Annotated in this window: 20 protein-coding genes and 2 pseudogenes; 8 read left to right on the forward strand and 14 right to left on the reverse strand. The window is 47.9% G+C overall.

Annotated features, from left to right (window positions below):
* The 6 genes from PAT3040_RS32815 to PAT3040_RS32840 all read right to left on the reverse strand — a co-directional run.
* Positions 1 to 1,522: extracellular solute-binding protein (locus PAT3040_RS32815; protein ID WP_108995978.1), on the reverse strand; the 1,522-nt coding region annotated here is incomplete at its 3' end.
* Between the two features lie 45 nt (positions 1,523 to 1,567).
* Positions 1,568 to 2,437, reverse strand: a complete 870-nt coding sequence (locus PAT3040_RS32820; RefSeq protein ID WP_108995979.1) for a carbohydrate ABC transporter permease — start codon at positions 2,435 to 2,437, stop codon at positions 1,568 to 1,570.
* Positions 2,437 to 3,315: an ABC transporter permease gene (locus tag PAT3040_RS32825; RefSeq protein WP_256975492.1), complete on the reverse strand. Its 879-nt coding sequence runs from the start codon at positions 3,313 to 3,315 to the stop codon at positions 2,437 to 2,439. Before PAT3040_RS32825 ends, PAT3040_RS32820 begins: the two co-directional genes overlap by 1 nt.
* Before the next feature lie 504 nt (positions 3,316 to 3,819).
* A complete protein-coding gene (locus PAT3040_RS32830) occupies positions 3,820 to 4,185 on the reverse strand; it encodes a hypothetical protein (protein WP_108995980.1) in 366 nt (121 codons plus the stop codon).
* A gap of 278 nt (positions 4,186 to 4,463) precedes the next feature.
* Complete coding sequence (locus PAT3040_RS32835) at positions 4,464 to 5,678, reverse strand: MFS transporter (protein WP_108995981.1); 1,215 nt, start codon at positions 5,676 to 5,678, stop codon at positions 4,464 to 4,466.
* A 71-nt stretch (positions 5,679 to 5,749) separates the two neighbouring features.
* Positions 5,750 to 6,349 (reverse strand): TetR/AcrR family transcriptional regulator, encoded by a 600-nt coding sequence (locus PAT3040_RS32840; protein ID WP_108995982.1) that lies wholly within the window; start codon positions 6,347 to 6,349, stop codon positions 5,750 to 5,752.
* Between the two features lie 236 nt (positions 6,350 to 6,585).
* Here PAT3040_RS32840 and catA point away from each other — a divergent pair.
* Positions 6,586 to 7,317, forward strand: a pseudogene (gene catA, locus PAT3040_RS32845) (type A chloramphenicol O-acetyltransferase).
* A gap of 263 nt (positions 7,318 to 7,580) precedes the next feature.
* Here the strand turns inward: catA and PAT3040_RS39345 are convergent.
* A pseudogene (locus PAT3040_RS39345) lies at positions 7,581 to 7,688 on the reverse strand (Gfo/Idh/MocA family protein); the annotation flags it as partial.
* A gap of 18 nt (positions 7,689 to 7,706) precedes the next feature.
* Positions 7,707 to 8,864, reverse strand: a complete 1,158-nt coding sequence (locus PAT3040_RS32855) for a Gfo/Idh/MocA family protein (protein ID WP_108995984.1) — start codon at positions 8,862 to 8,864, stop codon at positions 7,707 to 7,709.
* 200 nt (positions 8,865 to 9,064) lie between these two features.
* On the opposite strand from PAT3040_RS32855, the gene PAT3040_RS32860 reads away from it, so the two are divergent.
* A complete protein-coding gene (locus PAT3040_RS32860) occupies positions 9,065 to 9,934 on the forward strand; it encodes a helix-turn-helix transcriptional regulator (protein WP_108995985.1) in 870 nt (289 codons plus the stop codon).
* A 119-nt stretch (positions 9,935 to 10,053) separates the two neighbouring features.
* Here the strand turns inward: PAT3040_RS32860 and PAT3040_RS32865 are convergent, their stop codons facing one another.
* Positions 10,054 to 12,540 carry a glycosylhydrolase-like jelly roll fold domain-containing protein gene (locus tag PAT3040_RS32865; protein WP_373863996.1) on the reverse strand — a complete coding sequence of 829 codons (2,487 nt, stop codon included), beginning with the start codon at positions 12,538 to 12,540 and terminating at the stop codon, positions 10,054 to 10,056.
* A gap of 151 nt (positions 12,541 to 12,691) precedes the next feature.
* Between PAT3040_RS32865 and PAT3040_RS32870 the strand changes: the two genes are divergently transcribed.
* Positions 12,692 to 13,555: an AraC family transcriptional regulator gene (locus PAT3040_RS32870; RefSeq protein WP_181376988.1), complete on the forward strand. Its 864-nt coding sequence runs from the start codon at positions 12,692 to 12,694 to the stop codon at positions 13,553 to 13,555.
* Here the strand turns inward: PAT3040_RS32870 and PAT3040_RS32875 are convergent.
* Positions 13,544 to 14,647, reverse strand: coding sequence for a hypothetical protein (locus tag PAT3040_RS32875; RefSeq protein ID WP_108995988.1), 1,104 nt, complete (start codon positions 14,645 to 14,647; stop codon positions 13,544 to 13,546). The genes PAT3040_RS32870 and PAT3040_RS32875 overlap by 12 nt on opposite strands.
* Before the next feature lie 142 nt (positions 14,648 to 14,789).
* Here PAT3040_RS32875 and PAT3040_RS32880 point away from each other — a divergent pair, with 142 nt between their 5' ends.
* From PAT3040_RS32880 to pdxR, 4 genes are all read left to right on the forward strand, one after another.
* Positions 14,790 to 15,758 carry a metallophosphoesterase family protein gene (locus PAT3040_RS32880; RefSeq protein WP_181376989.1) on the forward strand — a complete coding sequence of 323 codons (969 nt, stop codon included), beginning with the start codon at positions 14,790 to 14,792 and terminating at the stop codon, positions 15,756 to 15,758.
* Positions 15,759 to 15,964: 206 nt separating this feature from the next.
* The gene (locus PAT3040_RS32885; RefSeq protein WP_256975478.1) at positions 15,965 to 16,204 is read left to right on the forward strand and encodes a translation initiation factor 2; all 240 of its coding nucleotides are present in this window, start codon (positions 15,965 to 15,967) and stop codon (positions 16,202 to 16,204) included.
* Positions 16,205 to 16,285: 81 nt separating this feature from the next.
* The gene (locus PAT3040_RS32890; RefSeq protein WP_108995990.1) at positions 16,286 to 16,933 is read left to right on the forward strand and encodes a glycosyltransferase; all 648 of its coding nucleotides are present in this window, start codon (positions 16,286 to 16,288) and stop codon (positions 16,931 to 16,933) included.
* 168 nt (positions 16,934 to 17,101) lie between these two features.
* Positions 17,102 to 18,535 (forward strand): MocR-like pyridoxine biosynthesis transcription factor PdxR, encoded by a 1,434-nt coding sequence (pdxR, locus tag PAT3040_RS32895; protein ID WP_108996074.1) that lies wholly within the window; start codon positions 17,102 to 17,104, stop codon positions 18,533 to 18,535.
* A 19-nt stretch (positions 18,536 to 18,554) separates the two neighbouring features.
* Here pdxR and PAT3040_RS32900 read toward each other — a convergent pair whose 3' ends face one another.
* Together PAT3040_RS32900 and serA are read right to left on the reverse strand one after the other, a co-directional pair.
* Positions 18,555 to 19,298 carry a YggS family pyridoxal phosphate-dependent enzyme gene (locus PAT3040_RS32900; RefSeq protein WP_108995991.1) on the reverse strand — a complete coding sequence of 248 codons (744 nt, stop codon included), beginning with the start codon at positions 19,296 to 19,298 and terminating at the stop codon, positions 18,555 to 18,557.
* A gap of 22 nt (positions 19,299 to 19,320) precedes the next feature.
* A complete protein-coding gene (serA, locus tag PAT3040_RS32905) occupies positions 19,321 to 20,913 on the reverse strand; it encodes a phosphoglycerate dehydrogenase (protein ID WP_108995992.1) in 1,593 nt (530 codons plus the stop codon).
* 230 nt (positions 20,914 to 21,143) lie between these two features.
* Here serA and PAT3040_RS32910 point away from each other — a divergent pair, with 230 nt between their 5' ends.
* Positions 21,144 to 22,496 (forward strand): amino acid permease, encoded by a 1,353-nt coding sequence (locus PAT3040_RS32910; protein WP_108995993.1) that lies wholly within the window; start codon positions 21,144 to 21,146, stop codon positions 22,494 to 22,496.
* Here PAT3040_RS32910 and PAT3040_RS32915 read toward each other — a convergent pair.
* Together PAT3040_RS32915 and PAT3040_RS32920 are read right to left on the reverse strand one after the other, a co-directional pair.
* Positions 22,485 to 23,111, reverse strand: coding sequence for a LysE family transporter (locus PAT3040_RS32915; RefSeq protein ID WP_108996075.1), 627 nt, complete (start codon positions 23,109 to 23,111; stop codon positions 22,485 to 22,487). The genes PAT3040_RS32910 and PAT3040_RS32915 overlap by 12 nt on opposite strands.
* Before the next feature lie 155 nt (positions 23,112 to 23,266).
* Positions 23,267 to 24,664: an extracellular solute-binding protein gene (locus PAT3040_RS32920; RefSeq protein WP_181376990.1), complete on the reverse strand. Its 1,398-nt coding sequence runs from the start codon at positions 24,662 to 24,664 to the stop codon at positions 23,267 to 23,269.
* Positions 24,665 to 24,673: the final 9 nt, after the last annotated feature.

Here is a 24,673-nt window from a genome sequence, read left to right on the forward strand (position 1 = left end):
ACCATTCCCTTACCCGCTCCGTAACCTTGTCGCCGCCAGCCTTGTTCCAGCGTTCGACGAACTCGTCGAACTTATCGATCGGCCACTCCCCGATCACGATCTTGGTCAGATACTCCTGGAACAGCTTGTGCGACTGAATATCCGGATAACCCTCGTATACGGTGTTCGGCAATCCGTCTCCGGCAATGCGGCGCGCGTCGGCCTTGCTCACCTCGAAGACGTCCGTCACCATCTGCTGCATATCCTCCGGGATCGTTTCCTTTATTCGTGTCGCCATATCCTCTTCCGTCGTCAGGTTGCGCATGCCAAGTGCGATCGGGCGGCTGTCCTCCGGCGGCAGAAGCGTCTTCTTGCCGTCGACGACCTCATGCTGCATCCCTTCGATGCCGAAACGAACAAACTCGTCGTTGTTATTGTCATAGAAGAAGTCCAGCAGCTTGAGCGCATCGGGAGCCTTCGCTTCGGCGCCGGCGGGAATGACCCACTCCGGCTCTCCCATGCTCTTCATCGTGACGAAACCATCGTAGCCTTCGACTTCCGGCATCGGCATACCCTTGACATACGCATCGGGCGCACCTTGCAGCATCGCCGTGTAGCGGTCTCTCAGGTTGGCGGGCAAGTGATACCAGCTGCCGACCAGATTATTGTTGATTTTGGCCGTCCATACATCGCCTTTGTTCAGGAACGTCTCGTTGTCCAGCAGCTTCTCTTCGTACAATTCGCGAATAAAAGTAATGGCGGCCTTCATGTTGTCGGATACGCCAGCGTAGCCGATCTCCCCTTCGTAGATGTCCCATTCGGGCACGCCTTCCCACATGGCAACGCCGAACATGCCGAACAGGTGGTCCATCCACTTGCCGAACTCCCGGCCGGAGGTCGGCAATTCATCGGCCTTGCCGTTGCCGTTCGGATCATTATCTCGGAAGGCTCGCAGCACATCCTTATATTCATCCAGCGTGGCCGGCATCGACAGCCCCACCTTATCCAGCCAATCCTGACGGATCATCGGCGCGCGCTCGGGGACGAGAAACACTTTGGGCACGTAGTAGATATGTCCGTCCGGCGATGCCGAACGTACGACGTCCCAGGCTTCCTGCGGAATGTTCTTCCATACGTTAGGCGCATATTCGGGCAATAGCTCCTCCAGCGGCAGCGCGCCGCCCTGCTTGATCAACGTCTGCTCGATGCCTCCGATCGGACGCAGAATGTCGGGCAACTCGTCGGACGCGATCATCAGATTCAAGTATTCGGTCGGCTCGGAGCCCGGCGGAGTCGTCATCATCTCGTAGATGACGCCCGTCTTTTCCTGCACGTACTTCACATGCTCGTTGTTCGCGTCCGGGATCGTCCCGACTCCCATATGACTTTTAAACACCTTAACCGTAACCGCCTTTTCCCCATCGCCGTTTGTTCCCGTGTTCTTCGGCGCATTGCCGGCATTCGAACAGCCAGCCACTAGCGATACGGCGAGCACGGCCGCCATAGCCGCCGTTTTCGTCGACTTTCCAAACCTTCTGTTCATCTTTGTCATACCTCCCTTTTTTGGTGAAAAACAAAAATTCAGCTCTTATTCCTTCAATGAACCTAACATGGCGCCTTTGACGAAATACTTCTGCAAATACGGGTAGACCAATACGATCGGAATCGTTGCGAACAGAATGGTAGCCGCTTTAAGCGTCGTCGTGTTGAAATCGTAGTCTCCCAAAAACATATTGACGGCGGCAAGCTCTTCCGGCGAAGTCAGATAAGCTCTGAGCTTCATCTGAAGCGGCCACTTCTCGGGATCCCGTATGAACAATACGGCCCGCGAGAACGTATTCCAGTAGCCTACCGCATAAAACAAGCTTACCGTAGCCAGCACGGGCTTTGACAGAGGCAGATAGATTCGGAATAAGATGCCCGCGTCGCTGCACCCGTCAATTCGGGCCGAATCGTCCAACTCCTTGGGGAGCCCCATAAAAAAAGTCCGAATAATGATCATGTTGAACGTCCCGATAATGCCCGGCAAGATGAGCGCCCACAAGGAATTCATCATGCCGAGCTCGCGCACGGTCAAAAAGAACGGAATCATCGGCGCGTTAAAGATCATCGTAATGATAATGCCCAGCATAATCGGCCTTTTCAGCAGAAAATCCTTATGCGCCAGCGGATAGGCCGTCAGCACGGAGAATAACATGCTAAGTACGGTGCCCACGATCGTAATATACACGGTGATGCCAAAGGACTTCCATAACCCCGCGTTCTGCAGGACATGCTTCCAGGACGCCGTCGTAAATTCGACCGGAAGCAGGAATACTTGCTTGGAATCCGCAGCGATCGGAGAGCTGAAGGAAACCGCCAGCAGCTGCAATAGCGGCATGAGCATGGTGGCCGCAGCGGCAAACAGAAATAAGTAGTTGAACAACTGAAATGTTTTGTCGCCTCTGGTTAGCTTCATCACCACAACCCCTGTTCCGTTTTTCGAGCCATCCGATTAAAGATCCATAACAAAATAAAGCCGATGATTGACTGGAATAAACCGATCGTGGTCGTTACGCTATATTGGCCTTGCAAGACCCCGGCCCGGTATACGTACGTTTCGATGATATCCCCGACCGAATACGTCATCGGCGTAAGTAAATTGTAGATTTGGTCGAAGCCAAGCTCAAGAAAATTGCCGATATTGAGCAGGAACAAAACCAGGATCGTCGGGAACATGGTTGGCAATGTAATGTGTACCGTCTGCTTCCAGCGATTCGCGCCGTCCATAACGGCCGCCTCATATAGATTCGGATTGATCCCCGCGATTGCAGCCAAATACACGATCGTTCCCCAACCGACATCCTTCCAGATGGCGGATAGAACGACGATGGAACGGAAGTATTTCTGCTCCTGCATGAATAGAATGGGCTCAAGGCCGAGCCATTCCCTCAGCGCGTTAATGACGCCTTGGCTCGACAGAAGCTCGAACACGATGCCGCCGACAACGACCCACGACAAAAAGTGGGGCAAATAAAACAGGCTTTGCACGAACCTTTTGGCCATCATCAGCCTCACTTCGTTGAACAACAAGGCGAGAATGATAGGCGCCGGGAAGCCGAAGAGCAGCTGGTAGAGCGCGATGACCGCCGTATTGCGGAGCACGGTGTAGAAGTCCTGATACGAGAAGATATACTTAAAGTTCTTAAGTCCGACCCACTCGCTGCCCCCGATGCCCTTAAAGATTTGAAAGTCCTGAAACGCGATGACGCTTCCCGCAAGCGGCACATACTTGAACACGACGTAATACAAGATGCCCGGCAGGATCATCAGATACAGAATCCAGTGCTTCCTCATATTACCGAGAATTCGGTTCTTCGGAGCTGCATGCTTCCCTGCATGACGAGGGGTTGCGTCTGAGGAGCCTGACTGCGTGGGGCCAACCCATTCTGCCATATTTGCGACCCTCCTTTGCTTAAGTACGGCTATCGTACCCCCGCTGACAGCGATTCCACAATCGATGGTTTCTCTAGCGCATGAACAATTCCTCGCGCCGCGCCAATACTGGGAAATTGCTATATGGGACAAGGCTTCCTGTCGCATTGGTTAGTCGTTTGGAGGATGGGTATATCACTTAACGTCCTGTACCCTGATGTGATTGGCAAAACAAAAGCAGCCGCTCCCTGACCGGCTGCCATAAGACTATATATTTCGTTCCTCGTCCAACTAAAAAAGCTCTTGATCGTTCAGCAATGCTGAACGGTCAAGAACCCATAGAAATCGATAGCGTATCGCGGTTAGACTCGCATCGGCGATTCGCGACGCCTTATGTACATTGCCATGTCGCGTATTTAGCGGAATTTACTTAGCGGAAAGGTCGTCCATCGCCTGAACCGCGAGTTCCAGCGCCTTTAATCTCCTTGTCAGCAGCGTCTTCTGCGGACTGCCTGCCTTAGACTTTGCGTAGCTGTTTTCGACAGACGGAGTTAGACCGACGAGCGCTTCGCGAGCTTCATTCAATTCATCGGGGGTGTAAGAATGAGGTTTTTGATGCCAGAGGTTTTCAAGCACAGCGAGACCGATGCCGACTGCGCGGAGTCGCTTTTGGACCAAGGCCGTATTCGCCCCGCTTTGCGTCATCTGGGACAAGGCGCTCTCGAGTTTTCTTATCGTTGATTGCAACGATTTTATGGACTCCGACTTCTCTTCGTTCGTAACGATTACCATGCCGGCACGATCCTCCTTCAATATTTAAAGATAGGTTCCCTTAACGCATCTATAACAATTGTACAACATTGGCGCAAGTTCTAATGTTAGCCCTTCTAATCCTTTAACAATACTGTATCATTTGAAAAAAAGCTTATAATACGAGCTTTAAGGTTTAACTATAATGTGAGTCGGGAAATCGAATATGAGTTGGCGCTGCGTTAGGATCAAACTACAAAAGGGCAGGGGACATGTCTCAATCGACATGCCCCCTGCCCTTCTACTCCCCAGTATCTGCCCTACGAAACCGATTTAACCTTTTGCAATCCGCGCTTTCTCGCGCTCAGCGTCATTCCGAAACAGACCAACAGGATCAAGCAAGCCATTGCGTACGGAAAGTTGATGTCCAGATCGAACAAAAATCCCGCCACGATAGGTCCAACAATGTTGCCGAGACTCGTAAAGGCCGAATTAAGACCGGCCACGTATCCTTGCTGATCCTTGGCCACCATGGACATCTGCGTGCTGATGGCCGGCCGCAGGATATCGATTGCCAGGAAGATAATAAACGTCACGGCAAATATCATCCAGAAGCGATGAACGAACAGCGTCAGGAAAATAAAGATTCCGGCGAAAAGAAGACAAACCGAGATGACGTTTTGTTCGCCGAACCTTCTGAGAATCCAGCCGAAGGCCGTTACCTGCACGACGGCGCCGGCGATGGAGCCGAACGTAATGATAAACGCGATGTCGCTTGGTTCTAAACCAAACTTATGGTCAACGAACAAGCCGAACACCGTCTCGAAATTGGCCAATCCAAAGGACATAACAAATACGATAATTAAGCTCAAAAAGTAAGGCTCCCGGTAGGAATACCTTAGCTGAGTCAGCAGACTTCCATGCGCCTTGTCGGCGGACGGAACGCCAGATTCGTCTTCGGCTGACTTGGCAGGCACTGATTCCTGCAAAACAAAAAAGGTGAGAATCGCCGCTATAACTCCGGCCACCCCCGCAGAATAGAAAGGAACGCGAATACCAAACTCCGCAATATAACCACCAATACCTGGTCCAATAATAAATCCGGTCGTAATCGCCGCGTTAATATAACCCATTCCTGTCGCGCGTTCTTCTTTGGTCGTAATGTCAGCCGCATAAGCAATGACGGCCGGCATGATCATGGCCGCGCTAATTCCCCCAAGCAGCCTGGAAACAAAGAGCAAGGCAGGAGAATGCGCGAATCCGAACAACACCTCCGACAGCGCAAAAACCAACATGCCGATCACGATCATACGTTTTCTGCCGAATTTATCGGCAAAACGTCCGGCCAGCGGCGAGAAAAGCAGTTGGGTTAACGAAAAGGCGGCCACGAGCAGCCCGACGATTCCGCCTGTTATGCCCAAGCTCTCCATAAATTTAGGCATAATCGGTATGACAAGACCGATACCCGTAAAAGCTAGAAATAAATTAAGCATCAGGATGAGCAAAGCTCCCCGTTTTTTGACCAGTAATGCCATCGCAGTTTCCTCCAGTTGTCATGTTGCTAATATTACTGAATATTTATTCTAAATTAATTCAAAAAAAGAGCCTAGCGCGGCCGCTTGGCAATGCCATGCAAAAATACGTCCATAGCCAGCCGGTATGCCGCCAGCGCTTCCTCATGTCCCATCTTTCGGGTATGTTGATTTAATCCGTACATGAGAATATCCAAAATCGTGGCGATCCCCGTTACGTCAGCCATCTCCAGCTCGCCGTTGTCGATTCCCTGCTGAAGCAGCTGCCGGTTAAATTCAATATAACCTCCAACCATGTCATTAATGCGCTCCTCAATCACCGGATCATTATCCGCGTTGAAAAAAAATTCATCGACCGCTTTGCTAAGCGGATGGTTTAAATGATCAAGAGCCGAATGCTCAGCTATCCCATACAACTTGTCAATCGTGGACGCATACATCGATTCCCGAGCAAGCCAATTGTCTTCCCACTCCCTGTTCCAATCATCCAGCAAATGAAAGAAGAGACCTTCCTTGCTCTTAAAATGATAATAAATATTGCCCGCGCTGCATCCGGTCGCTTTTACGATATCCTCTATCGACGTCGCCTTAAAGCCCTTTTGCGCGAATAACGCTTTGGACGCATCGGCGATCCTTTTCTTGGTCTGCTCGGTTTGCTGCTTTTTCTTATTCATAGGCGAACCGCCTTTCCCCGATTGACAAATAACACTGAAAATATATTCAGTATTATAACGAAATCGAATGCATTTGCCAAGTGTTTTGTTTTAATGGTCAGTAGTGGATTGTTTTTAAAATTGTTTTATATGATACAATAATATTCGACTCTTTAAGAAGGATTGATTCTAATGAAGAAAGCAGACGAGTTGGCCTCCTAAATCCGCTTTAGACAAAAATTTAGGAGGCCAATCAAATGAAGTTTAATAAAATTGATTTAAACAATTGGAAGAGAAAAGAGATATTTAATCATTATTTGAACCAACATACGACTTTTAGCATTACCACGGAAATTGATATTAGTGTCCTATACCAAAATTTAAAACAAAAAAAATATAAATTTTATCCTGCATTTATTTTTTTAGTGACAAGTGTGGTAAACTCAAATACGGCTTTTAGGACTGGTTATAGTCGTGATGGAGATTTAGGTTTTTGGGATAAGTTAGACCCGCTATATACAATTTTTGATCGTGCATCTGAAACATTTTCTGGTATTTGGACTACTGGAACTAATGACTTCAAAAAATTTTATGACTCTTACCTTGAGGATGTCGGAATTTATAATGGTTCAGGGAAATTGTTTCCCAAGACACCTATACCTGAAAACACTTTTTCTATTTCTATTATCCCATGGACTTCGTTTACTGGATTTAACCTAAATATTAATAATAACAGCAAGTATCTTCTGCCCATTATTACTGCGGGGAAATTCATAAATAAAGGTAATTCAATATATTTACCTCTATCTCTTCAAGTCCATCACTCTGTTTGTGATGGTTATCATGCCGGATTGTTTATGAACTCAGTTCAAGATTTGGCAGATAGATCCGATGGTTGGCTTATATAAAAGTAGACAAAACCGGCTGTGCAGTTCACAGTCGGTTTTTTAACTTTTAACGGACAGGAGCGTCGCTATTCTTTGATTTGATGATGTTTCTAAAATCTAACGGACATACACGACATTATTCGCATCATCCGAACTCGAATTGGCTTGATTCCGAGCAAATAACGTCTTTCCTGTCTGTTAGGAATTGTTTTAGGACAAAAACGGGCAAATAGCGTCGCTGATGTCTGTTAGAATTTCAACCGTTTTGCGAAGGAAATAACTACTTATTTCGTAATTCGAATCGCTAGCTGCTGAGCTTTCAGGCAGGCGCCATTGTCCCCAATCAGACCATTAACCATGCCTTAGATATGGCCGTGATTGAGCCCAAAGGCGGCGATGATAAATTCGCCCGGCTTTACGACCGGATTCGGTTTTCCTTACGGCGCGTAATTCATGCCGTCATGCTTCTGCATCTTTTTATAACCCCCGCTTTATTTTTTGTCGGCAAAGCTGCCCGTCGTAATGCTCTGATCCGAGAAGTTCTCGACGCTCTCGCCCTTTTGGTAGAAGTAAGGCACGTTCGCCTTGACGCCTTCCTGCGTGTAAAAGGGATCGTCCGGCTGCAGGGGGAGCTGAACCTTGATGCCCGTGCTCGCCGATTTGTAGATGCTCATGATGAGCTCGAGCGTACTGCGGCCGCTAGCTCCGTCTATCAATACCGGCGTTCCGGTCTCGAGTGCGCCAAGCACGTTGTCAATCTGCGCGGTATGCCCCTCATAGGGGAGGTCCGGCAGCTTGTTATATAGATCCTGGATCTGCTCCTCCAGCTCCTCGTTTCGTTCGGGGAAGCCGTTCGGCCTCGATACCGACGCCGTTACCTTCCATGGCGCCGAGATCCGCGCGTTCTGCCCCTGGAATATAAATTGCTGTTCTTCGCCATGATGCACGACGGAGCTCGTAATCTGACCGAGCGATCCGTTCGGATACCGGAGCATCGCGATGGAGAGATCCTCCACCTCCGCATTGTCATGCGCGACGTTGCTCATAATGGCCTGGATCTCGCTTGGCTGTCCCAGCATCCACAACATGGCGTCCATATGATGTACCGCATGGTTCAGCGTAGGTCCGCCGCCTTCCTTCTCCCAAGTGCCGCGCCACCATAAGTCGTAATAGCAGTGACCCCGCCACCAGAACGAGTCGACCTGGGCATGTAGAATATTTCCGGCCAAGCCGCTGTCCAGCACGCTCTTGAGCTTCATGACGGGATTTCTGAACCGGTTCTGAGCGATAACGGACAATACTTTTCCGCTCCGTTCGGCCGCCGCGATCATCGCGTCGCATTCTTCAAGGGAAGCCGCCATCGGTTTCTCCACGATGACATGGCTGCCCGCGTTCAGGAAGTCGATCGTAACGGGGGCGTGCACGAACGGAGGCATGCACACGGATACCAGGTCGATCCCGTCCCCTAGCAATTCCTTATAATCCTTTACGACTTTGGCATCCAAGCCGTATTGCTCCCGCTTCGCTTCCGCTTTCTCGGGATACAGGTCGCACAAGGCGACGATCCGACAACGCTCCTTGAATTGCAAATATCCTTCGATATGAGCGGACGATATCGCTCCTGCGCCGATAATGGCTACTTTGATCATGGCTCTGTCCTCCTGGGAATTGATATCCTACGAGTATCTTAACGTAGCCGGACGCCCAATTGTGATATGGCATAGTTGGAAAAATGACGCTAGATTGCGGTTTTTACTCATGGTCCGGCTTGAACCAGATTGGACGACTTGCTATATTGAAGGTAGAGCTGATCGTTTATTTCTGGACGGAAAGGGTGGGTCTCTTGCCAATGTCGACAAGCAATTTTAGCGAGGAGCCGTTATATTTTGCCTACAGACGCAAGAGCGTGAATAACGAGCATTTGGAAACCTTCCATTCCCATCTGGGCGTAGAGATATTGTATATCCATCAGGGAAGAGGAACGATGATCGTAGACAATAACAGCTACGACATCAAGTCGGGCATGCTTTGTATCTTTCAGCCGAACCAGCTCCATCATTTAACGCTCGATTATACGGATGGCCAATGCTTCGAACGGTCGTTGGCTATTTTCGAACCGACCATGTTCGAAGCTTATTTCGAGAAATGGCCGCGGCTGCATTCCTTCTATCGATATATTCATTTGGAGAAGCTGCCTTCCCCGTGCATATACGAGTTTCATGATGCCGATCTGCTCGACGGTCTGTTCAGAAACATGCATAATCAATTGCACACGCAGAGGGATACGGACAGGCACGAAGAAAGCTCTCTTTTCCTGATCCCTTTATATCGCTGGCTTAAACAAGAGTGGGAGCAGTTGAATGAGCATGCCCCGGCCTACCGGACGCGCCGCAAAAACTATCAGGTGGAGCATATCCTGAACTGGGTCGAAACCCATTATTCGGAACCGTATTCCCTGGACCGCATGGCTCGGGCGCTGCACCTGTCTCCGTTTTATCTGTCCCACTTGTTTAAGGAGGCTACGGGCATCAACATCTCGGAATACATGGCGACCCGGAGAGTCCATCAGTCCGTGCTGCTGCTGATCACGACGAATAAGCCCGTCTCTCTCATCGCCGAGGAGATCGGACTTACGAACAGCTCTTACTTCTGCAAATTGTTCAAATCCCATATGGGGATTACGCCGCATCAATACCGCAAGAAATGGACTCGACACTAACAACCCCCTGCGCAATAGGAACAACCTTATTGCCCTGTTGTTAAGGACGGCAAACAGCCCTCATCTAGTTTTTCAAGATGGGGACTGTTTGATGCTCGCGCCGAATGGAATGCTCCTTGTTAAATATCGTTCCTCCGCTCGCCGTTAAGCCGCACCGGCCCAATTAGTCCGGATGTATATGACTTGCCATCGTAAAGGTTGGCCAAGCTGTTCGTAACCGCCACCTTTAACACGTTCGTCCCTGGCTTTAGGTAGGCTCCAATGTCGAACACATAAGGATTCCACATGCGCACTCCCGCTTCCCGACCGTTGACCCATAGCCGTGCCAGTTCATGAGCCTCGCCAAGATCAAGTTTGGCGCCGGACCAAGCGCATGGATCGTCAAGCTCGAAGCTTCTCTCATACGTAACCGTGCCGGAGTAATGTTTTAAGCCATCCCATTCCGTCCAAGAAGAGAGAGCCGGAATTTCCCCGCTCACCGGACCTTCCACCACTCGCCAATCGGCTGACAACTCGTTAACCTCAACTTCTCCAGGTTCATCCTTCATTTCGCCCTGCTCCATATTCGGATCTACGGCGATAATCAGACATTCCCGACGCTCGAGGCTTACATGCAGCTTCTGGCCTTCCGCAGCCTGTTCGACTTTTGTCTGTTGAACTGCACCTGTCCACGGCAACCAACATTCCGTATATCCGGAGTGACTTATCTCAAGCGTTCCTTCGTAACCAGCTTCGCCTTCATTAACGATAACATAGAACAGGATGCCGTCTTTCGTAATCCGACTGATGCGAATAGAAGCAGACGCAGGCTCAAGACGGGTATCTTGACCGAGCGTACGTATCAGAAGCGCCGGTATTTCATCCTCGTGCTTTACCCGAACCTGACCGATGCCCTTCGTTGTTTGAACATCATCGGCAAGCTCAATGACCAATCCGCCTTGTTCGGCAAAGGTTTGCAGAATCCGCCAACTGTCCGGCGTCAGCCGCTTGCCATCCTCCACCAAAACCGCCTTGTAACGGTAACCAGCAATCGATAATACCCCATCCTTACATTCGATCGCGCTGCCTAGCAAGCTTTCTTCCAAATAATTAAACTCGACTTGTTCTTCGAACAGCGGCTTGACGATTCTCCAAGGCAGCTCGGCAGAACCGGCGATTACTGCCGTTTCCGCTCCGTTTCGCCCATCGGTCATCAGCCAGCTCATCCGCTTGATATATCTCGCAAATTGGGCATAATCCTGCCACCAAATATTATTTGGTCCTACATCCGGCGGCCGCTCATCCCTGCGTTCCCCGCGAATGGAGTAATAGAACGCATGCGGAACGATCAGATTGACGCCTCTGACGAACAACCAATCCAAATACCACTTCATATTATCGGCGCTGAGCGACCAACCGCCTTCGATGCCGCAGACGCCGAAGGTTTCATTTAAATTCCTTCGTTTGCCACGATGGCGCGCCGAATCCGACGAACATTTGCCCATGGTACTATGCGTGCCTGTCACTGCTTTGCCTGCTTCCGGCGCAATATAGCGCCAGACCACATCTTGTCCGGGAATATGGAAATGTTCCAACAGTCCGATATCGTTGCTCGCCGCCGGGTGACCGGTCAGCCCTATGCCATGGGCTTCGCACCAATCGGCCAACGCTTTATAATACGTCCGGGCCAGCCGATTGCGGATAACCGTCTCGTAAGCTTCGCGGATCTCTGTCGTCGTCTCTCCGGCATCGAACCAAAGCACCGCCAGATCCTGTTCCCGGCTCCCGCTCTCCAGATATTCATAAAGGAACCCCCGCGTCCAGGGCTTTAACCCCTTCGCATGGCAACGCCCGAGCAAATTCGGCTCATCCGTAAACATGGCCATAACCGTGTTTCCGAAATAGCGACTCAGCCTCTTGTAATAGGCTTCATGCGTCAACCTGATAAAGGTCTGGACCGCATCGGGATTTAATAAGTCAGCGGCCAAAGGAGCGTCGGACTCGCCGTCATCCTTGCCAGGATGAACGCCCCGAATGGTTCCCTTGGAAGGAGTCTCGATAAATAATAAAACCGACCAGTTCCCTGCGGCAGGAGGGGTAAACCGGATGTTGTCCTGTTCGGCATGAAGGACAATCGTGCTGCTCGCATCAATCTCCGCCCCGGAAAGTTTGCGAACCGCAAGCGCAGAAACCAGATTTTGCTCCGGCAGCAGTTCAATCGGGATTACAACAGGTTCTCCGCTCCCCTTGCAAGCGCATTCCGTTACTTGCAGACCCCGGCTGGCGTAATCCGAGTTCTCTTTTACGACCATCCCGCAGGCAGAGCCGGAAGGATACATGCCTTCGTCATAAAGAATAACCTTCATACCCAGCTTATCCGCTTCGGTCACCGCCAATTCGACAAGCTCCATATAAGGCTCCGACAGATAAGGCATCGATCTTGGCAGCCCCATCCGTGGATGAATAACGAAACCGTCCACTTCCTTCGCATGGAAGTCGTGAATTTGTCCGATGATCCCCTCTGCTGACAGCTCGTCATTCCAGAACCAGAACGGAAGCGGGCTAAATTCTGTCGGCGGGTTATCAAATTGCTTTTTCAAAACATGTAGCTGATGCAAACGTCTCACTCCGATCTTTATTTACGAAATATACACTGATGGACACTTGCCTATCCGTTTTTTTCATTATAAGATGACGTTGCACTTGAAATTTCGGGTTATACTGACTTTTATACAGGACATTTCGGACATTTTACATTCGAAATATGGAGTGATCACGATGACTATTCAACGCACAATCGACTTATCTCAAGGCGACAACTATTTTCGACCCGAAGTTCCCATATTCGTGAACAGGGCGGTTGAATCTTTTTACAAAATCGAACATCGACATGACTTTATTGAAATCAGCTATGTCGCCGAAGGTTCCGGCACTCATTATATCGGTGATCAGACGTTGCAAGTCCATCAAGGAGATATATTTCTGATACCAGTCGGGGTCTCCCATGTATTTCGTCCTGCTACCACATCAATCAGCCGTCCACTCATCGTCTACAACTGCGTGATGGCGCAAGAATCGATTCGCCTTCTGCTGCTGAGCTTCCCGGGAGGAGTTGCGCTTGCGACACTGCTCGATGAACCCGATTGGAGACAATACCGCGATGCGTTCGGTGAATTCCGTAGGTTGTTTCTGAAGCTGTACGATATCTACACAACGAGGCGTCCAGGCTGGAACACCGGACTGCACTTGGCCGTCATCGAGCTGCTTCTGTTTCTGCATAGTTACCAGGACGGGCAGTCTGCAACTACGCAGCAAGCCGGTTTATCAAATATGGAGGCGGCGCTCCATTTTATCCATAACCGCTTCCATTCTCCCCTTACATTAATAGAAGCGGCTGAGCTGTCTGGACTTGGGGAGCGACAATTCCATCGAAAATTCAAGAGTCGAACCGGCATGACGTTTATCGATTATGTCCAATCGGTCCGGATCGACGAAGCATGCCGCCTGCTCCGTTCAACCGATCGCAAAGTAGCCGACATCGCTTCTTCCGTCGGCTACCAGGACATTACTTTTTTCAATAAGCTGTTCCGAAAAAAAACGGGCATTTCACCGAGGGAGTATCGGAAAGAACTACTGTTGTGAGATGTTTTCGATCTGCCAGGCATCCACAAAGGTGAGTCTTCTAAGGTGGAATACTTTTGTTGATTTATTTATGCAAGTTCCCGAATGAACTTCACAACTCTCGACGGGAATATCTACTGCAAGCTCAGATACGTGATCGGGGGCCGGCTCTAAGATACGATGTTTAACTATTTTATCTCCTGAAAAAATAGGGGTTACATTAGTGCTTGAGACCGGCATGAGCGCAGACATCAGTCCTTGATCCCGATAATGGCCGGCAAGAAAATACGCATCAATGATTTGATAAGGGGTCAATCTCATCATCAATGCACTTAAAGTTCCTGAAGCCTTGTTTGCCATTATTTGATGACCTAAGTCGACATTGTTTTTGGAATGTGTTGTGCTTCCAATAAAATGAATGCAAAAATGGCCCTTGAAATCATTGTCTGGAATACCGTCGCCTCCGTGAGGCATCCCGTTCATTGACGCCGCAAATGATCGACCATTCGATTGTACGAGGATCGCCCTCCGGCTCCAACTCCATTTTCCTCCATAGATTTTTTTCATCGTTTCCGAATCTGATTTCGTCAGAGGTTGGACATCGGCATGACTACTTCCCGCTCTCCGTTGACCTTGGAACCTCAGCCCTGTTTCAAGATCGATAACCGTAAATTTTGCCAGGCGAGGCAGCAGCTCATTTACTTCACTCCAGCGAAGAGGTTCGCCATAATGTTGGCTTCGAAGCAACCGGGCTTGATTAAGCAGTTCAGTACGAGCTTTTGGTTTAAGCTCGACCATTTTTCCGTTGCTCTCATGGAGATTTCCCGAGGTATCCAATATGAAATCCATATTTTCCCCATGGCAGCTCGCATGAAGAGTAACGTCAGTGGCCTGAAAAGCATATTTTTTTTCGTAGTCCTTTGTACTATTTAGCAAGACGCAAGACAGCTTGCGACTAGACGAATATTGGGCATCAGGCGACGATTTAACGGATATTTGTATTTCCGGTTTATCAGCATGCGACGTACTGGGCTGATATGTAAAAATCAATACGGATACAGCAATAATAAGAAAATAGGGGAGCATTTTTTTGTACAACTTGTTATAGCACATGTTTTATTCTCCTTATGGAAGAATGGGATGGATTGAGCCTAATTGGTAAAGCTACAAGTGAAAATCGAACCTTGGGGTTTAGTATGGTGACAACATGAAATGGCTATTCAGCTAAAGAAATAATGATCGGATGTGTGATTACTTGAGAATTATAATGGTTTGCTTAATTATCCTCTTCTTTGTGCTTGTTCCAGAGGAATCCACTTCGGCAACAAATCAGGATTTTTTATTTTCCTTTGCCGTATTAAGCGATATTCATATCCAATCATTTGATCGCCAATCGCATCAGCTGTTTCTCCGTTCACTTGAGGACCACAAGTCCATTAGTCCGCAAAGTTCGCTGCTCATCCTTAATGGAGACTTGACGGATGGTTTCGATCATGATTATCGGAAGTTGAAGGATCTGTTGCGGAGAGTCCCGCATCCAAACCTTTTTGCTACGATGGGCAATCATGATTATTATCAGCTTTGGGACCGTCGCCATTTTGGAAAAAAACTTAACCCAAGTTGGTCCAGCGAAAAAGCCAAAAAACTATTTTTATCGCACTTTAAATACAATCAAGTGTTCCATGACACTTGGCTAAACGGCTGCCATTTTATATTTTTAAGCGGCGAGCGATACAGGGATGTAGACAAATCCGTTGGGGAGTCTGCTTATTTGAGCAAGGAGCAATTACGGTGGTTAGAGGAACGTCTTCGAGACAAGCCCTCTCATCAAGACAATGAGATGATTCCTACTTTTGTTTTTTTGCATCAGCCCATAGAGAACACGATATCTGCAAGCGATGAAGGATTATTTAACATACTGGACAATGTGAAGAGGCAAGTATTCCTGTTCTCGGGACATACTCATCAGGATCTCGAACAGCCTGAACCAGTGAGTAACGGGCATATTCACATGATTAAGAGCGGTTCCGTCAGAAATGTTCTTCGGGATAAGAACAAAGTCGATAAAAGCGAAAGCTTGGCGGTAGAGGTGTACCGTAATCGGATAATCATTAAAAAAAGGGAACATCTAAAAAGACGATGGATATTGCCGCATACGATTATCGATTTGCGGAATAGCCAGGTACCTCCACTGGATACAATATCCTCGGAGGTGAATCCGTGATGAGATGCGTCTATTGCGAAAATGTGCAGCAGGTTAAAGGAAAAAATCATAAATGCTACGTTTGCTCAATCGTTAGAGTGGATAAGCGAAGTAAGTTGTACAAGTAAGCATTAACGAGTGTCTGCTACCTAAATCCCCCTCATCAAAGTGTCACTCCGGGCTTAGCGCACATACATTAAATAAGCGTGAATCGGGAGGGGATTTATTTGGACACCGAAAAGGTACTGCGTGATATCGAAATCGCCCGGCTTGCATTTTTAGGGGCCTCCATAGCCACATTAGGCGATGGGATTGCCGCTCTTGCAGCCGGATTGGCGTTAGATGCATTAGAGCAAGATTTTCAAGGCCAAAATCGTAGTCGTAATCTTCTGGATGGCGGATCAACGCAACGACAGCTTGATCACTTTATTAACGAGCTGATTAAAATCAGGAATACAGTGGGATAAGTGGATCAGAACGCTAAATCCATCTGTATAAATTGGGTTTCCAGTCACATAATAGTAAAAACGTGAAAGGAGCCCATAATCATGATATTAAGACGGATTGTTGCTTTAGTGTTGAGCACTGCGCTTGTTTTCACTGTAACGCCGGTATTAAGTTCTGTTCATGCAAGTGAGGAAAAGAAAACGGAATGCATTAGCCCGGAGATCATGAGACTGACGAGCGATATGCAGAAAGCTTGGATCAACCATACAATCTGGACGAGAAGTTACATTGTCAGCGCAATATCGAATCTAAAAGATCAATCGGCTGTTTTGGAACGGCTCCTGCGGAACCAACAAGACATAGGCGATCTTATTAAGCCTTATTACGGTGACGCTGCTGGCAATAAATTGGCCGAGCTTCTTCGGGAACATATTCTTATCGCAGGAAAAATAATTACTGCTGCTAAAGCTAACAATCAGGCTGACGTGAAGAAGTTAGAGGCTGCTTGGCATAAAAATGCGGATGAAATAGCAAAGTTTTTAAGTTCCGCAAATCCAAATTGGTCGTTTAAAGAGCTTCAGGACATGCTGTACACGCATCTCCAATACATTACGGAAATGGTGCTGAGTTATCTCAAAGGGGACTGGAAAGCCAATATTGCAGTAACAGATAAAAATGAAATACATATGATTAAACTGGCCAATATGCTCACAGAGGGTATTGTCAAACAGTTTCCGGAAAAATTCTAAAGAATAGGGTAGCGAACTACTCGATTCATCTCCCTCCTCTACGCTCACTTTCGTCCGTTCGGAAGTTTAGAGGAGGGAGATTTTTTGAGTGGGTCTGTTTATATATAGAGTTGCAAAACAAAGGATTGCTATGATAATATATCAACCAAAACTTTGGTGGTGAAAACAATACTAAAAGTAGACCGTGAAGATGCCCGTCCCATCTGGCAGCAGCTTCTGGATCAAGCGATCCATCATATAACGACCGGAAAATGGAAACCAGGCGAATTGCTGCTCCCCTCTCGCGAGTTCGCGTTACAGCTTGGCGTTTCCCGTTCTACTGTTCAGATTGTTTACGAAGAGTTATTCAGCCGTGGATACACAGTAACTTCCCGTAGGGGAGGAACAAGAGTTAATCAGCGGATCCGTGCCGTATCTCCATTAGAGGATGGGGAAATCAAAGGACCCGATCTACCAGATTTGCCATTCCTTCATGTTTCCATAGGCCATTTACATAGTTGGTTTGGCAATAAAGAAAGGGTTAATCCCGAAATTGATTTCAGTCCCCATGAGCCTTATTTAGATGAACAATTTCAAAGGAATTGGAGACAGTCCTATTTACAAGCTTCAACAGGAACTGATTTGAATATTTGGGCTTACGGCGATGCCAAAGGTTATCTGCCCCTGCGGGAACAGATTCAACGATACCTGTCATTTGAACGAGGCATTCATGTTCACGTCGATCAAATTCTATTGACATCTGGCGCTCAGCATAGCATCGATTTGATTGCCCAAGCCCTTTTGCAAGAAGGGGATGCCGTCACCGTTGAAGATCCAGGATTCCCCGCTGCATGGATGGCGATGCGTTATCGGAAAATGCATGTTACACCCGCGCCAGTTGATGAATTTGGCCTTTGCGTTGACGAGATTGACCCGCAAACCAAGCTTGTGTTTGTTACACCATCCCATCAGTGTGCGGTAGGTGTCATTTTGTCAGAACCACGCCGACAACAATTAGTACAGATGGCTGCTCAATCTCAGTTTTGGATTGTAGAAGATGATTACGACAGCGAATTTCGTTATCGCGGGGACCCGCTTCCTACCTTGTTTAGTCAGCGGCCTCAAAATACATTGTACATGATGAGTTTTTCCAAGATGGTCGCACCGGGAATTCGGATCTCAGCCATTATCGGGCCACATAAAGCCATTGATCGGCTTACCCAGGTCCATGAATTGACTTATCGCCATCTTCCCATTATGGAACAATTAACGCTTGCACATTTTATTGAACAAGGTCATTTTATGCGCCATATGAGGCGAGTGCGAAATGTGTATAGACGCAGGCATGAAGCCATGACGAAGGCCATTGCCGCGGCTGGGTTGAGCGAACGCTTTACGCTAAGCGGCGTCGAGACCGGTTTGCATATGCTTCTTGAGGCTGCTCGTTCGTTTGACGAAAAAGCAGTGACAAAATTGGCGTATAAAGAGGGCATTCGTATCTACCCGCTAAGCAAATATTGTATCGAAAGCGACCGTAAAGGATGGGTGCTTGGATTTGCTAAAGTAGATGAAGCCGCCATCGAGCAAGGTATTGAGCGTCTGGCAAGGATACTGTTACAATAAGTATCCTTGCCAGTTTTTCCTAATCATTCCCGCGTTTGTTTTCGTTCCAGTAATATCGATCCGGCAAGTAGCGTTGGCCAAATACACTTGTCCCTATCCGGATAATGGTGGCTCCTTCTTCAATAGCCGCTTTGAAATCACCGGACATCCCCATCGAGAGAATGTCCAATTTTACGCCGGGATATTTTTTCTCTTCCATTTGCGCTTGAATGTTTTTTAACAATCGAAAACAATGCCGTGTTTCTTCGTTTGTGGCATTTAATTTACCAATTGTCATCAAACCCCTTATGTTTAGTGTTTCGAATTGGGATAATTGTTCGATCAAATTCTGCGCTTTTTCCGGTGGGACTCCGAATTTGCTAGCCTCATAAGACGTGTTGACTTGCACTAGAATATCCATGGTTTTGTTCATTTTAGTGAGCTGTTGGTGCAGGGCCAGCCCCAGCTTTAAACGATCCACAGAGTGAATGAGTGTCACATATTTCACAACATCCTTCACTTTGTTCGTTTGCAAATGTCCGATAAAATGCCATTCCACCTGTTGATGCTGCTGCATAAGCGGGAACTTGTCCCGCAGTTCTTGCGCTTTATTTTCACCAAATAACGTTTCTCCCGCCTGCATAGCTCTGTTCAATTTTTCTAGCGGAACGGTTTTGGTTGCCAATAACAATTTCACATCTTCTATGCGACGACCGGAAGCGCGGCAGGCCGACTCCATCTCCTGCTTAATTGTCTTTAGGTTTTCCTCCACAAACTGATCCATGTTTTCCCCCTCCTTAATCGCGTCAGTCAAAGATAATCTCTCGTACACGTTTGATTTCAGGAATTTCCAGCAAAGCTTCTATGACATTTGCAGATGCCTTATTATCAATTTTTAGAATCATGACCGCAGAACCGCCTATTTCATTGCGACCCACTTGCATCGTTGCGATATTAATACCGTTATTGCCTAGCAAATTTCCAACGCGTCCAATGATGCCCGGTTTATCATTTTGTGAAATTAACAAAACATACCCTTCGGGAGTAATGTCGACCGGATATGGCCCGATTCGAGTAATCCTTCCCTGAGCGCCAGGTAAAGCAGAACCCGATACCCATCTCTCCTCAATCGTCGTCTTTAATCGAATCGTAATTTCGCTTGTAGAACTTTGGGCCAAGACTGATTTTCGTACCAGCAAATGAATATCCCGCGATTTTGCCAAGTGAACGGCATTGACGACATTGACCCGCTCCGAACCGAGATGATGGGAAAGCAATCCCTTAAGCACATAGGGAATCAGCAGCGATGTATCCAGATCGGCAAGGTTCCCTTCGCATTCTACCGCAACTTCACGCACCGCTCCGTCGGTCATCTGGGCCAGTGATTTTCCAAGTTGCTCGCACAATGCGAAGCAGGGTTGCAATTTGTTCAGAAGTTCTTTTGGAACAACGGGCATATTGACCGCATTTTTAAACGGTTCATTTCGCAATATATGAATAACTTGCTCGGACACATCTAGAGCTACATTCTCTTGAGCTTCCAAGGTAGACGCGCCCAAATGCGGAGTAACAATGATTTTGGGATGTTTTAAGAAGGGGTGTTCTGCCACTGGAGGCTCATTTTCAAATACATCGAAAGCAGCGCCGGCAACAATTCCCTTGTCCAGCGCCTCCATAAGCGAAACTTCGTCAATAATGCCTCCGCGAGCGCAGTTAACAATTCTCATCCCCCGCTTCATAACATTAAACTGAGGTCTGGCAATCAAATGATGCGTCTCTTTTGTTAATGGCGTATGTACGGACAAAAAATCTGCAGTCCTGATGATTTCGTCCATTGTCAAAAGTTTGATGCCCAATTTGTCTGCTCTCTCTTTTGATAGATATGGATCATAACCAACAATATCCATTCCAAACGCCGCAGCGCGTTTGGACAATTCTATGCCAATGCGGCCAAGCCCCAGCACGCCGAGCACCTTATTTCGTAATTCGACGCCGAGAAATGATTTGCGATCCCAATGGCCGGCAATTGTTTTGGCATAAGCTTGCGGAATATGTCTTGCCAGTGCCATCATCATCGCAAAAGTATGCTCGCATGTCGTAACCGTATTGCCGTCAGGCGCATTAACCACAATAATTCCCCTGCTTGTGGCGGCTTCCAAATCAATATTGTCTACTCCTACACCTGCTCTGGCTATTACTTTTAAACGACTTCCAGCCTCCATGACGCGGCGGGTAACTTTGGTTTGAGAACGAACCAGCAGCGCATCATAGGAAGAAATAATGGATATAAGCTCCTCTTCGCAAAGTCCTGTAATTTGGGACAGCGCTACATCTTCAGCGCCTATCAATTGCTGTAATCCAAAATCGCTTATAGGATCTGTGACCAGAACTTTAAACATACGATCCCCTCCTCGTAGAATACCATGCCAGTATATCAGTCGATGGATTGGATATACATATCCATAAAAACGAAAATGAGCAGTCCAAATAAAAAATGAAAAATCCCATAAAAAAAATCGTCTCAAAAATCATGCTTTTGAGACGACTTGAAACGACTTGGAATAACAACGAGTCCAGTTTGTTAAAATAATGTAGCCCGCCCATTAAGTCAATCGAGGAGCCCATGTCCATGAGCGATTCCGCATCGAAGCGTCACGCATCGAAGTCAGACGACAAACAAGGCAATATGTCCTGGTGGCAATTGGCCTTGTTCGGTTTGGGGACAACCACGGGAACAGGATTTCTGCTGGGCTCCAGCTTGGCCATTGAAAAAGGCGGCTTCTCCGTCATTCTCAACTTTTTGCTTGCAGCCGTCGGTACCTTTATCGTATTTCAGGCACTGGCGAAAATGATAGCCCTGCACTCCGAAAAAGGGTCGTTTCGAACGTATTCCAAGCAAGCATTCGGACATTGGGCGGGCTTCAGTCACGGCTGGGTATACTGGTCCTCCGAGATGCTTATTCTCGGAAGCCAATTGACCGCCATCGGTTTATTCACGCGATTCTGGTTTCCGAATCTCCCGCTGTGGATGCTAACCAGCGGTTATGCCGTATTAGGAGTCGGAGTTGTCTTGCTCGGTACGGCTTGGTTCGAGAAAACCGTCAATGTGCTGGCTATTGTCAAAGTAGCGGCAATCGTAATGTTTATCCTATTGGCCTGCCTCGTCATTCCCGGTTTTCTGGGTTCGGAGAATGCGCATACGCATGCGCCAAATTCGTTTCAAGGCATCTTCAAAGGCGGTGCGATGGGCGTTTGGACAAGCTTGATTTACGTTTTCTTCTGCTTTTCGGGCATTGAAGTGATGGGTATTATGGCAGCGGAATTAAAAGAACCCAAAGAGGCGCCGAAATCGGGGCGTTTGATGATTGCCATCATTACGTTCCTTTTTGTTGTTTCCATCGGACTGGTGCTCTTTGTAACGCCCATTGATCAAATCACCACGCAAGAAAGCCCCTTCGTAACGGCATTAAAGGATCTGCATTATGAAGTGCTCGTCCATATTTTCAACGGTGTCCTGATCATCGCCGGATTTTCGGGCCTCGTCGCATCCCTCTATTCCGTTACTCTCGTGATGTCGATGATAGCGGACGAAGGCGATGCGCCGAAGTTTTTTTCCAAAAAAACCCGCAAACGAAAATTCCCCTACGGCTCTCTCCTGTTGACGTTAGGGGGAATGGCGGTATCCATCACGGTTGCTTTGCTGCTTCCCAATCGTGTATACGAATTTATTACAACGGCCGGCGGACTTATGTTGTTATACACGTGGCTCTATATCTTGTTCGCTTCGTACAAGCTTTTGAAGCCGAATGCGTGGGAACGCGCGCAAAGCTATATCGCAATTGCATTATTGCTTGCCGCGGTAGTCGGTACATGGTTTGACGGATCAACCAGACCCGGTTTTTTTATTAGTCTGGGATTCATTAGCGCCATCGGCATCGTCACCTTTTTTATGCGCAAACAATGGGCCGAATCAGAAAAATAAGGCCTGGATCGCTTGCCACTCAAAATAGAAGCCGAAGCCCAGCAAGCAAACGCCCGCCGCTCGCGAAATAAACACAAGCACGCCTTCATGCAGAAACTTTTGGAATACGCTGGAGATGGAAGCCATGGCGACATCCCACAGCATGAGTCCGATAAATATGCCCGAGCTGTATAGCAGCAATTCCAACGTGCCGTACCTCTGGGCGGTCGTAGCCAAAATCGAGCCGTAAATGCCAAGCCAGAATAAAATGCTGACCGGATTGGAAAAGGTCATAAGAAAACCGGCGTAAAAGGATTTTGCATGCGATTCATTGGAACGCTGCTCCGATAAGGATAACCTATCGTTTTTTTTGAAGCTTTCTACGCCTGTATAAATAAGAATAAACCCGCCGAACAGCCACAAAAATGTTTTGGCAAACGGCGTTTCCAGGAAATGAGCCAATCCGAAATAAATGAGCAGCATAAATACCGCGTCCGCGGCCATCGCGCCAAGACCGATCAGCCAAGCGTGCCAGAAGCCATGTTTGATGCCCTTCTCAAGCTGCGCCGCATTAACCGGACCGATAGGCGCCGCCAAAGAAAAACCAAGCAAAACGTAACTTAAAAAAATGTTCATGCGCATACCCCATTCGACAGAGATACCTGTACTTGTACATCCTATTGAGGACTTGTCTGCACTAGAACCTGGCTTGAGCAACACAAACAAATAAAGCCCGCTAATGGCAGCGGGCTTCGTGGAAAGCATATTGTGGGTAAGCTTCAAGACGCATACTATTCAAGCTCTTGATTAAGAGCCTGCTCTATGCTTGCAATTGCATTCGAGGCTGTTTCAAGCCCCGCCCAATACAACTTGAGATGATGAACCATAGCTGTCAGCTGGGAGCGCTTCATATTCATGTCGGAGTAGTATCGGTAGCTTGGCATAATTTCACGGAACATTTGATATCGTTTGGGCTCGCCCTGTTTGTTCTGCCGCTCCGACTGGGCCGCTTCTTTAACGCTAGGGATGGACAACGTCTGATTTCTCATAAACATCTGCGCTTCTCTCGATGTTAAAAAATCAACCAGCAATTTCGCCGCCTCCTTATGGGCCGACTGACTGCTGATGCCGATTCCTACGTTCAGAAGCAGCGTTTTTGGCGTCTCTACATAAGGAACAGGCGAGATATCGTATTCGAACGACGCCTGCTTTAGTTGATTCAATCTGAAATAAGTGGTGACAATCATCGATGTTCGTTCTTCCGAAAATAAACGCTCCGGATCCTGCGAGTTCTCGAATACAAGGGATGGCGCCGTGTATTCGTTCGTAAACAGCTCTTTTAACGTGTGAATGCTTTTGGTGAACGGCTCGCTTCGAAAATTAAACTGGCCCGCCTCGTCCCTTTGCAACTGAAAATCATGCTGCAGCAGCCAAAGCGGCCATCGATTGTTGGAATAAGGATAAAAAAAGAAACCCAGTCGCTTATGCTCTTCCCCGTTCTTGGACAATACTTCAGCGGCTCTGTAAAAGTCGCTCCAGGTCCAGCTGCTGTCCGGCTCCGCCAGCCCGGCTTCTTGAAAGTGTCTTCTATTGTAACAAAGAATAACCGGCGAAAAAGAAAACGGCTTGACATAACTCCGGCCTTCAATGGTGAACGCGCGATTGAGAAACGGATAGATGGCTTCGTCAATCGGCTGCTCCATCAGCATTTGCAAGCGGGATGTTTCATGAAAATGTTTAAAATCGTAAAAGTTCAACAAAACGACATCCAGCATTTGCTCTTCCATAAACTCAATGGCTTGATCGGCGTAATGATCCGTATGCATCGTCATGCGCTTAACCTGAATATGCGGATGCTTCCGCTCGAACATATCCAGCAAAGCCGCCATGTCGATCTCCTGGTCTACTTCAGGGTAATAGCAGAACCGAATGCTCGTCCTGCCGCTTCCTTCGCCCGGCTTCAGCACCATATTGCCGATTTTCGGTTTTTTGACGATAAGCCCTTCGTTTACGAGCTCCTCCAACCCTTTGCGAACCGATTTTTTGCTCAATTGAAACTGTTCGCCCAGCACGTCCTCCGACGGCAAATAACTCCCCGGAGCCAGGGTCCCGCTAAGTATATCTTCTCTAAGCTGATGAACCATCGTCTCGAGCCGCACTCGAAACGTGGTTCTGCTTGGCTTTTCCATACAATGCAC

It is taken from the genome of Paenibacillus agaridevorans, from assembly GCF_003112455.1.
GTDB classification, from domain to species: Bacteria; Bacillota; Bacilli; order Paenibacillales; family Paenibacillaceae; genus Pristimantibacillus; species Pristimantibacillus agaridevorans.

What these genes read in the sequence shown, in the direction of transcription:
- PAT3040_RS32855 (WP_108995984.1), bottom strand. Translation starts at nt 8,864, where the DNA reads ATGATCAAAGTAGCCATTATCGGCGCAGGAGCGATATCGTCCGCTCAT.
- PAT3040_RS32820 (WP_108995979.1), bottom strand. Translation starts at nt 2,437, where the DNA reads ATGAAGCTAACCAGAGGCGACAAAACATTTCAGTTGTTCAACTACTTA.
- PAT3040_RS32860 (WP_108995985.1), top strand. Translation starts at nt 9,065, where the DNA reads ATGTCGACAAGCAATTTTAGCGAGGAGCCGTTATATTTTGCCTACAGA.
- PAT3040_RS32840 (WP_108995982.1), bottom strand. Translation starts at nt 6,349, where the DNA reads ATGAATAAGAAAAAGCAGCAAACCGAGCAGACCAAGAAAAGGATCGCC.
- PAT3040_RS32825 (WP_256975492.1), bottom strand. Translation starts at nt 3,315, where the DNA reads ATGAGGAAGCACTGGATTCTGTATCTGATGATCCTGCCGGGCATCTTG.
- PAT3040_RS32870 (WP_181376988.1), top strand. Translation starts at nt 12,692, where the DNA reads ATGACTATTCAACGCACAATCGACTTATCTCAAGGCGACAACTATTTT.
- PAT3040_RS32900 (WP_108995991.1), bottom strand. Translation starts at nt 19,298, where the DNA reads ATGGATCAGTTTGTGGAGGAAAACCTAAAGACAATTAAGCAGGAGATG.
- PAT3040_RS32915 (WP_108996075.1), bottom strand. Translation starts at nt 23,111, where the DNA reads ATGAACATTTTTTTAAGTTACGTTTTGCTTGGTTTTTCTTTGGCGGCG.
- PAT3040_RS32830 (WP_108995980.1), bottom strand. Translation starts at nt 4,185, where the DNA reads ATGGTAATCGTTACGAACGAAGAGAAGTCGGAGTCCATAAAATCGTTG.
- PAT3040_RS32835 (WP_108995981.1), bottom strand. Translation starts at nt 5,678, where the DNA reads ATGGCATTACTGGTCAAAAAACGGGGAGCTTTGCTCATCCTGATGCTT.
- PAT3040_RS32910 (WP_108995993.1), top strand. Translation starts at nt 21,144, where the DNA reads ATGAGCGATTCCGCATCGAAGCGTCACGCATCGAAGTCAGACGACAAA.
- PAT3040_RS32920 (WP_181376990.1), bottom strand. Translation starts at nt 24,664, where the DNA reads ATGGAAAAGCCAAGCAGAACCACGTTTCGAGTGCGGCTCGAGACGATG.
- serA (WP_108995992.1), bottom strand. Translation starts at nt 20,913, where the DNA reads ATGTTTAAAGTTCTGGTCACAGATCCTATAAGCGATTTTGGATTACAG.
- PAT3040_RS32875 (WP_108995988.1), bottom strand. Translation starts at nt 14,647, where the DNA reads ATGTGCTATAACAAGTTGTACAAAAAAATGCTCCCCTATTTTCTTATT.
- PAT3040_RS32890 (WP_108995990.1), top strand. Translation starts at nt 16,286, where the DNA reads ATGATATTAAGACGGATTGTTGCTTTAGTGTTGAGCACTGCGCTTGTT.